The 749-nt window shown below is 48.6% G+C and carries 2 protein-coding genes; both read left to right on the forward strand.

Annotated features, from left to right (window positions below):
• On the forward strand, positions 1-304 hold a 304-nt coding region (locus A3763_RS28735), incomplete at its 5' end, for a hypothetical protein (RefSeq protein ID WP_197482928.1).
• Positions 305-307: 3 nt separating this feature from the next.
• A partial coding sequence (locus tag A3763_RS15230; protein ID WP_369823120.1) for a response regulator occupies positions 308-749 on the forward strand: 442 nt, incomplete at its 3' end.

Below are 749 nucleotides of genomic sequence, written 5' to 3' on the forward strand. Positions count from 1 at the left end.
GCACCTGGGCTTGCACTGGATATCGCAAAATGAAAGTGAAGATTTCGACTCGGTTAAAGTCTTGTCTAAAGAGCGCGATGGTAACCCTGAAGAAGCACAAACTAGTGACGCCTTCGTTATTCCCAACGACCCCTTAATTCGTGAGCTAAAAGCCTACGCCGAAATGGGCTACCGAAAGGGTGTCGTGCAAACTTTAGCTCAGGTAGAATCAGCTAAGTTACTACCGGAGCCATTTATGCAGAGCCTGTTTGCTATGAGTGACAGTTTCCAGTTCGACCAACTTGCGCAAGCCTTAAGAGATTAAATGATGACGCCTTTAAGCCAGACCGATACTGTGTTGGTTGTTGATGACTCCCCCGATGCTCTGAGCATGATTAACGATGCCTTGGAAGCGGAAGGAATGGACGTGCTGGTTGCTCTGGAAGGCAAGCAAGCCCTAACGATCGCTAAGCGCATTCGGCCCGATGTAATACTGCTCGATGCAGTCATGCCCGTAATGGATGGCTTTGAGACCTGTCGCCAGCTAAAGCAAAATGCAGACCTCGCAGATATTCCCGTTATTTTCATGACGGGTTTATCTGATACTGATGATATTGTTCGAGGCTTGGAAGTGGGTGGTGTTGATTACCTGGTTAAACCCATCAACCCGACAGAATTGCTAGCGCGTATGAAGGTGCATTTGAGCAATGCGCGTTTAACCAAGAGTGCGCAAAGTGCCTTGGATAGCACTGGGCAGCATCTCTTCACGG

Source organism: Oleiphilus sp. HI0128 (genome assembly GCF_001635365.1).